The sequence below is a fragment of the Microvirga massiliensis genome, assembly GCF_001006805.1.
Lineage (GTDB): Bacteria > Pseudomonadota > Alphaproteobacteria > Rhizobiales > Beijerinckiaceae > Microvirga > Microvirga massiliensis.
The window spans coordinates 33505-39939 of the sequence record NZ_LN811358.1 but is presented as its reverse complement, the minus strand read 5'-3'; the positions used below and the strand labels follow the sequence as shown (position 1 = coordinate 39939).

Below are 6435 nucleotides of genomic sequence, written 5' to 3'. Positions count from 1 at the left end.
TATTAACACGACGGCCCTGGACATCTTCAAGGTGAAGGATTACCGCGTTCCGGTGAATGCCGGCGTAGTCACCTGGAGTTTTCCGAAGGCGTCCGTCACATCCCTTGAAATAGAGCTCTAGGTGCGGTGCGGTCGTTCTCGATGGAAAAGGCACGCTCGAGTGAGCTGGTGTTCGATGGTCGATTGGCAGCGTTCCATGAATTGAGTTCCTGCAAATGTTATGATCTCACAGGCAGCAGTTCATGCAAGCTGGCTTTCGCTGACGTGAGGAGGCCAGAACGTCGTTATTGGTAGTCGGGTTGCGCTATAGCGATGAACGTGAGCGGCGCGCTCGCGATCATGGGTGTGCTCTATCTGTTACCCGCCTGACCTGCGAATGGCGCGGCATAAGCGTACGCTGTTGCCGCTCGACTACTTAGCCGCAGAACGTCGGCACGATGCGGGAGCAACTCTCATTCGGGTCGTTATCGCCAATGCGTCGGGACTCCTCCCGTTCGGGCGGCTCGTTCCGCGAAGGACTACGCCAAGCCAGCAATCCCGGCTGTGAACCGCAGGCTCGCCGAACCTGCGCCCCGGCTTCTCTGGATTAGGGGTTCCGACTTGGAGCGACGAACGGATTCGTCTCCGGCCCCTCCCGCGAATTTTTTTCGAAGCACATCTCAAGTCGCTCAAGCGCCAGCGCGCTCTTGTCCAACGGCACGCGAAGTGTCGCGCCCTCTCCCCGCACCTCCAGAGCATTCGCCATCCGTAGCTTGGCATTGAACGGACGCTCCGCGAGGGCGATTGTGACGCCCTTCGTTTCCGCCAGCGCTTTGGCTTCCACGGATTGACCGGCGGTCGTCAAGCGAACCGGATAGGCACTGCCCCGCTCGAGCTTCCACTTGGGCGAATCGAGCAGCAGCAGCAAGCCGCCTTCGGCACGCACAAAACTTATCGCAAGATCCCCCGCCGTTCTCGACATTGAGCAACTGTCGAATTTTCCAGCCTTGTAGGTCGTCGCGATTTCCCAAGGACCAATCGTAACGGTCTGCTCCATCGGCTGAGCGAATGCTGATGAAGTCACAAAGATAAAGCAGACAAATACTGCATTCGTATTCACCACCCTGCTCCATAGTTCGAACAAAATTTGGAGAACGAAGAGGCGAGAAAACGCCGCCCACCTTCAGGCACACGCGACAATCATTTAGATTAGCGTGCTCGTGCGATTTTCTAGTGCCGGCACGGCATCGACTCGAGCCTTGTGGGTGCAACGCCACTGAACTCGCGATCGCCCAGTTCGAGCGTCACGGCAACAACGCCCTGAGCATCGGTCACCTCGATCCGCCAGTCCTGCCACTTGGCCGCCGTGGCGGGATGCTCCTGTCGGAACTGGTGGACGGCCTCAAGGGTTGTGGCGCGAACCTCATCGAGATCGGCAACGTCGATCCCGGTGCGGTCGGGAATGATCTCGTGCCCGTCCACGAGATGGAAGTAGTAGCGCGTCACGATGGCGACCTCCGATGCGGTGACCTCGGGTTCCCTGGCGGGGCGGCTATCACGCTCCTTCGTCCAGCAAATTGATCAAGGAAACGTCCAGCGCAGGGATCGTCACGCGCCATCCTGCGCGGGACCCGAGGCAGGTCCGGTCAGGTTCCGCCCCGCCACTCCTTGCAAGACAGCCCCCCGGAGCGGCCGAAGTGGCTCTCGAGGCGAGCAACCCGTGCGACCACAGCGAGCGGCCGACGGGCCTGGAAAGAAACCCCGCCCGGTGTGTCGGTGCCGAACGGGGTAGTCGCTCATCAGGGAGGAACGAACCGGGATGAAAACCGGCCCGAACTCGAGGCTGCGCCGGCAGGGTTAATGATGGGTTAACGAACCTCGCGCCTCATCCCAAAGAGGGTGGGTCCGTGCACAAAGTGTACGGAACTGCTCCCGAGCACGGTCGTTGCCTTTTAGCTCGGCGCGCCCCGGCAGGCCTGATCACCCTAGACCGGAACCTAGAGGTTCCCGCGCCGACCACGGCCCCGCCCCACAGCGGGGCCTTTCCCTAATCGGGAGGGAATCGCGTCAGTCGTGAAGTTCCTTGAACTCTCGGCGCAATCTCCGAACGCCGTCCGCCAAGCCGTGGACCGCGTGGACCGGGCCTCGAGCACGCTGTGCAACATCCGTTCAGTCTGGGCCAAGGAATTCGAAGCCGTCGTCGAGAACGACAAAGTGAGTCAGTTCCAGGTGGCCGTGAAGATCTCTTTCGAGCTCAAAGAGGGCGGAGCCTGAGGGAGTTTGGACGGCTGAAAGCGAGTCGGCGAGGCCGAGGCGATGCACCCCTGAGAGCGCAGCCCGGCCCGGTGGAACCCTGGATTCGGGGACCCGGCCCGTGGTGGTTGCCAGAGCTGACGGGAATGTCCGTTCAGGGTTAAAGTCAGCAATAGAGGCGAATGGTCCGAAGGTCCGTTTACTGCCGACTTTTGGAGTTCATCCAACCTCAGTTCCGTGCCACGAACTGAACATTTACCGATTGAGCGGTCGCTCACAGTCTACGTCCTCGGTCCATGGCCTTTCCGTTTGCGATGCCTCTTCAGTGGACCAGGCCAAGGAGGGGACGGATCGAACCCGTGTCGGGGAAGACCTCTCCCGCAAGAAGGTCGGGCGGCATGCGCCAGTGGTCGTGAAGAACCCCCTTGAAGACCGCGCGCAGGTCGAGGATTGCGTCGAGCCCGCCATTGACGAGCCGGTTCGGCGCCAAGCCAGGCCAGTCGGCCAAGACCCGACCGCCGCGGACTGCTCCGCCGAGGAGACAGGAGACTGTCCCGAGTCCATGGTCGGTCCCGTTCGTGGCATTCGCGCCGACCGACCGCCCGAACTCGCTGACGATCATCACGACCGTATCCTCCCAGACCGGCGCAAGGCTGTCGCAGAGAGTCGCCAACGCCTTGTCGAGCGCCGAGAGGCGCCGCGCCAATGTCCCACCCGGTCCCGCCTGGCTCACATGCGTGTCCCACCCGTCGAGTTGCAGAACGGCCGTGCGCGGTCCCGCCGGAGCAGCCAGAAGGCGCCCCACGGCTGCTGTGCTTTCCTGCTCGAGACCGCCGGATTCGGAATGGCCGCTGCCAAGCCCGGGCAGGCCAGCGGCAGCGATCTGGACAAGCCCTGGCCGGCCATCACCACGGCCGGCAATGCGCGCGAAGTCGTCCGGCCCGAGATCTTTGACGACCTCCGGGCTGCAGACGACAGCCGGCGCCGGGCCACGCAATACGAGAAGCACGGACCGTCCAATTGCAAGGAGGGGCCGGCGGCAGTCATCCTGATGCCGCGCCATGATGGCCGCCGCGCGGCTGAGCCACCCGCTCTTCCTGATATTCGGATCCCCGCTGGCCAGCACCGCCTGCGCATCTTCGTGCGATCGGCCCCGATAGGGAGTCCCGACGGCGTGAAGCACCAGCGCCTCGCCGGCCGCGAACCGGGCGTGGAGCGTCGGCAGGCTCGGGTGGAGCGCGAAGAAGCCGTCCAATGGAAGTTGCCCGCATTCTTCGGCGAGGGGCCCTCGTGCATCCCGGAGCAGGCGGTCACCTAACGGGGGAACCGCGGACAATCCATCGATCCCGCCCTGCAACACGACCAGGACCAGGCGAGGATCTTTGGTCGTGGCCAGAGCCGGCCCGGACCCGAAGCCCGCTCCGAACCCGAGGGCGCCCGCATAGGCCAGCACATCCCGGCGACTGGGCCCTGTCGACTTTGGTTCTGCCCGGAGCAGGTCCGTCATGGGCCTCTCCCTTGCACCGGATCATCCGACACCGTCACGTTCGCGGAGACCAGTTTCTGCCGGTCCGCGCAGGGCCCGACGAGCACCTCGAAAGCGCCCGGCTCGAGCACCGGGTTGAAGTCCCGGCCTGGAAACTGCAGAGCGCTCACCGGCAGGACGAGAGCCAGGATTCCCCGTCCGCCCGGGGGGAGCTCGATCTTAGAGAAGCCTTTCAGCTCCATACGAGGTCTGGCGACGCTCGCGACCACGTCGCGGATGAAGAGGAACACGGTCTCCTCAGCCGTCGCATCGCCTTCGTTCGCGACGCTGACCATGATCTCGATATTGCCGTTTCGCCCAACTCGTGCGTTGCCGATTGTCAGATCAGAATAGACGAACCGTCCGTAGGAGAGGCCATAGCCGAACGGAAAGAGTGGCGTGGTAGGCAGGTCGATGTACTTGCTGGCGTAGCGGCCGGGCTGGGTCGCGGGGCGCCCAGAAGGCCGTTGTGCGTAGTAGATCGGAACCTGCCCGAGCGAACGGGGCCAGGAAACGGGCAGCCGCCCCGAGGGCGAAGCGCGGCCTGTCACGATATCGCCGAGCGCGTTCCCAGCCTCGTTGCCGAGGAACCAGGTCGCCAGCGTCGCATGGGCTCTGTCGATGAGCCAGGACACCGTCAGGGGCCGTCCCGAAGAGAGGACGGCAACGACGGGCTTGCCCAGCGCAAGCACAGCCTCGGCGAATTCCTTCTGTCTGCCCGGTAAATCGAGGGACGCGCGGCTTGCTGCTTCCCCGCTCATGAGGGCCGCCTCGCCGACGCACAGCACGATCACATCGGCCGACCGGCAAATATCGAGGGCACCGTCGACCCGGGACCAGTCTCCGTCCTCGATGCTGACACCGGCTGCATGCACCACGTCGGCCTGTGGCAAGGCCGAAGAGAGGCCTTCGAACAGGGTCACCGGATCCCGCGGATCTCCCGCCGCAGGCCAGCTGCCGCGCATCTCGACGCGCTCGTTGGCGAGCGGCCCCACCACGGCGACTCGCCGCGGATCGGACAGAGGAAGCAAGCCGTTGTTGGACAGCAGGACAATCGACCGTGTCGCTACGTCCCGCGCCAACCGGCGCCGGTCCGCCGCATGTTCGGATTCGGCATCGATTGCGCCTCCTCGTCCGAACGGCGCGTCGAAGAGACCGAGCGCTTCCTTGAGGCGCAGGATCCGGCGCACCGAAGCATCGATCTCCTCCAGACCGATGAGTGCTCGGTCGAGCGCCTCCGGCAATCCGCGACGATAGATGGTGCTGATCATCTCGATGTCGATGCCGGCACGAAGTGCAAGGATCGCCGCTTCGACCACATCGCCGGCGACGCCATGCTCGATGAGCTCGGCGACGGCATTGTAGTCGCTGATGAGCACCCCGCTGAAGCCGAGGTGACGCCGCAGCCAGTTCTTCAGGAGCGGTTCGTTCGCCGTCATCGGTATACCGGCGATGTCGTGGAAGGCCGGCATGATCGCCGCCACCCCGGAGCCGACGGCGGTCTCGAAGGGCGGCAGGTAGACCTCGTGGAGAGATCGGTCGGAGATGTCGGCCGACATGTAGTCGATCCCGCCCGTCGGCGCTCCATAGGCGACGAAGTGTTTCGCCGTGGCCGCGATATGGTCGGTCGTCGCGAGATCGCTTCCTTGGAAGCCACGCACTTTCGCCGCGGCATAGACCGAGGCCAGGAAAGGATCCTCGCCCGGACCCTCGGCCATACGGCCCCAGCGCGGATCGCGGGTGACGTCGAGCATCGGCGCGAATGTCAGGTGGACGCCGTCCTGTGCGGCTTCGATTGCCGCCTCCCGCGCGGTTCGTTCCCACAGGTCCGGTTGGAAGGTCGCAGCTTCGGCCAAGGGTATCGGAAAGATCGTCCGGTGGCCGTGAATGATGTCGAAGCCGAAGAACAGCGGGATTCCAAGCCGTGACTGCTCAAGGGCGACGCGCTGGATCCGATGCGTCGGCTCCGCCCCATAGATGTTGAGCAGGCTGCCCACGAGTCCGGCTCGGATATCCTCCGTCGCGTCGCCGGCAAGAACGGGTCCCGTGACTGCGAACCCGGCCGCGGACATAGTCATCTGTCCGATCTTCTCTTGCAGCGTCATTTCCTCGAGGAGGAGGTCGATACGCGTCATCGGAAGGCCGATTGCCGAATATTGGAGCAGGACAGGAGCGCAACAGTGACCGGAGCCCGTGACCGGGAGTGCGCAATCGACGGGCCGTTCGACCGGACGCAAGGACTGAACCAGAGATCGTCAAGCTATCCAGGCAGCCCTTGATCCGCAAGTTCCGGCACTCGGCGACTTCGGGACAGAAGGGATCTACAAAGTCTTTGCAACCATGTTTCATTTGAACTGACCGCTGATGTTGTCGATCACCTCCATGAAGCGTCGACGTCGCGCCTTGAATTCGCACATCGCCCATCTCCCTTCTCGGGAATGCGAGAGAAGAACTTGCGTAGATGATCCCGCCTGTCACGACGACAGCATCCACGCCGTGATGGCGAGACCGACGGCATCCGCACCCTCAGGGTTGTCCTGCCGGGCAGCGCGGCTACTTTTCGACATGAAGATCACGGACCTTGAAGGGGGCGAGAGCCGGCGATCACGCCTCACCTCGGCTGGAATGGCCGCCAGCGTGTCGTCTAATGCAGAGGATGTGAAAGGGGTTCCGAATGG

The 6435-nt window shown here is 63.6% G+C and carries 6 protein-coding genes; 1 reads left to right on the top strand and 5 read right to left on the bottom strand.

The genetic code is table 11. The annotated features are described in order from the left end of the window. Positions 1 to 586 precede the first annotated feature (586 nt). Positions 587 to 1099 (bottom strand): hypothetical protein, encoded by a 513-nt coding sequence (locus BN1233_RS24400; RefSeq protein WP_046866257.1) that lies wholly within the window; start codon positions 1097 to 1099, stop codon positions 587 to 589. A gap of 110 nt (positions 1100 to 1209) precedes the next feature. Then, positions 1210 to 1485, bottom strand: a complete 276-nt coding sequence (locus BN1233_RS24395; protein ID WP_046866256.1) for a DUF6894 family protein — start codon at positions 1483 to 1485, stop codon at positions 1210 to 1212. Positions 1486 to 2052: 567 nt separating this feature from the next. Between BN1233_RS24395 and BN1233_RS24390 the strand changes: the two genes are divergently transcribed. Continuing rightward, complete coding sequence (locus BN1233_RS24390) at positions 2053 to 2253, top strand: dodecin family protein (protein ID WP_244470744.1); 201 nt, start codon at positions 2053 to 2055, stop codon at positions 2251 to 2253. Between the two features lie 301 nt (positions 2254 to 2554). Here the strand turns inward: BN1233_RS24390 and BN1233_RS24385 are convergent, their stop codons facing one another. The 3 genes from BN1233_RS24385 to BN1233_RS49175 all read right to left on the bottom strand — a co-directional run. After that, complete coding sequence (locus BN1233_RS24385; RefSeq protein ID WP_046866254.1) at positions 2555 to 3739, bottom strand: DUF1501 domain-containing protein; 1185 nt, start codon at positions 3737 to 3739, stop codon at positions 2555 to 2557. Next, positions 3736 to 5892: a glycoside hydrolase family 3 N-terminal domain-containing protein gene (locus BN1233_RS24380; protein ID WP_046866535.1), complete on the bottom strand. Its 2157-nt coding sequence runs from the start codon at positions 5890 to 5892 to the stop codon at positions 3736 to 3738. Before BN1233_RS24380 ends, BN1233_RS24385 begins: the two co-directional genes overlap by 4 nt. A gap of 339 nt (positions 5893 to 6231) precedes the next feature. Next, positions 6232 to 6435: hypothetical protein (locus BN1233_RS49175; RefSeq protein ID WP_210168222.1), on the bottom strand; the 204-nt coding region annotated here is incomplete at its 5' end.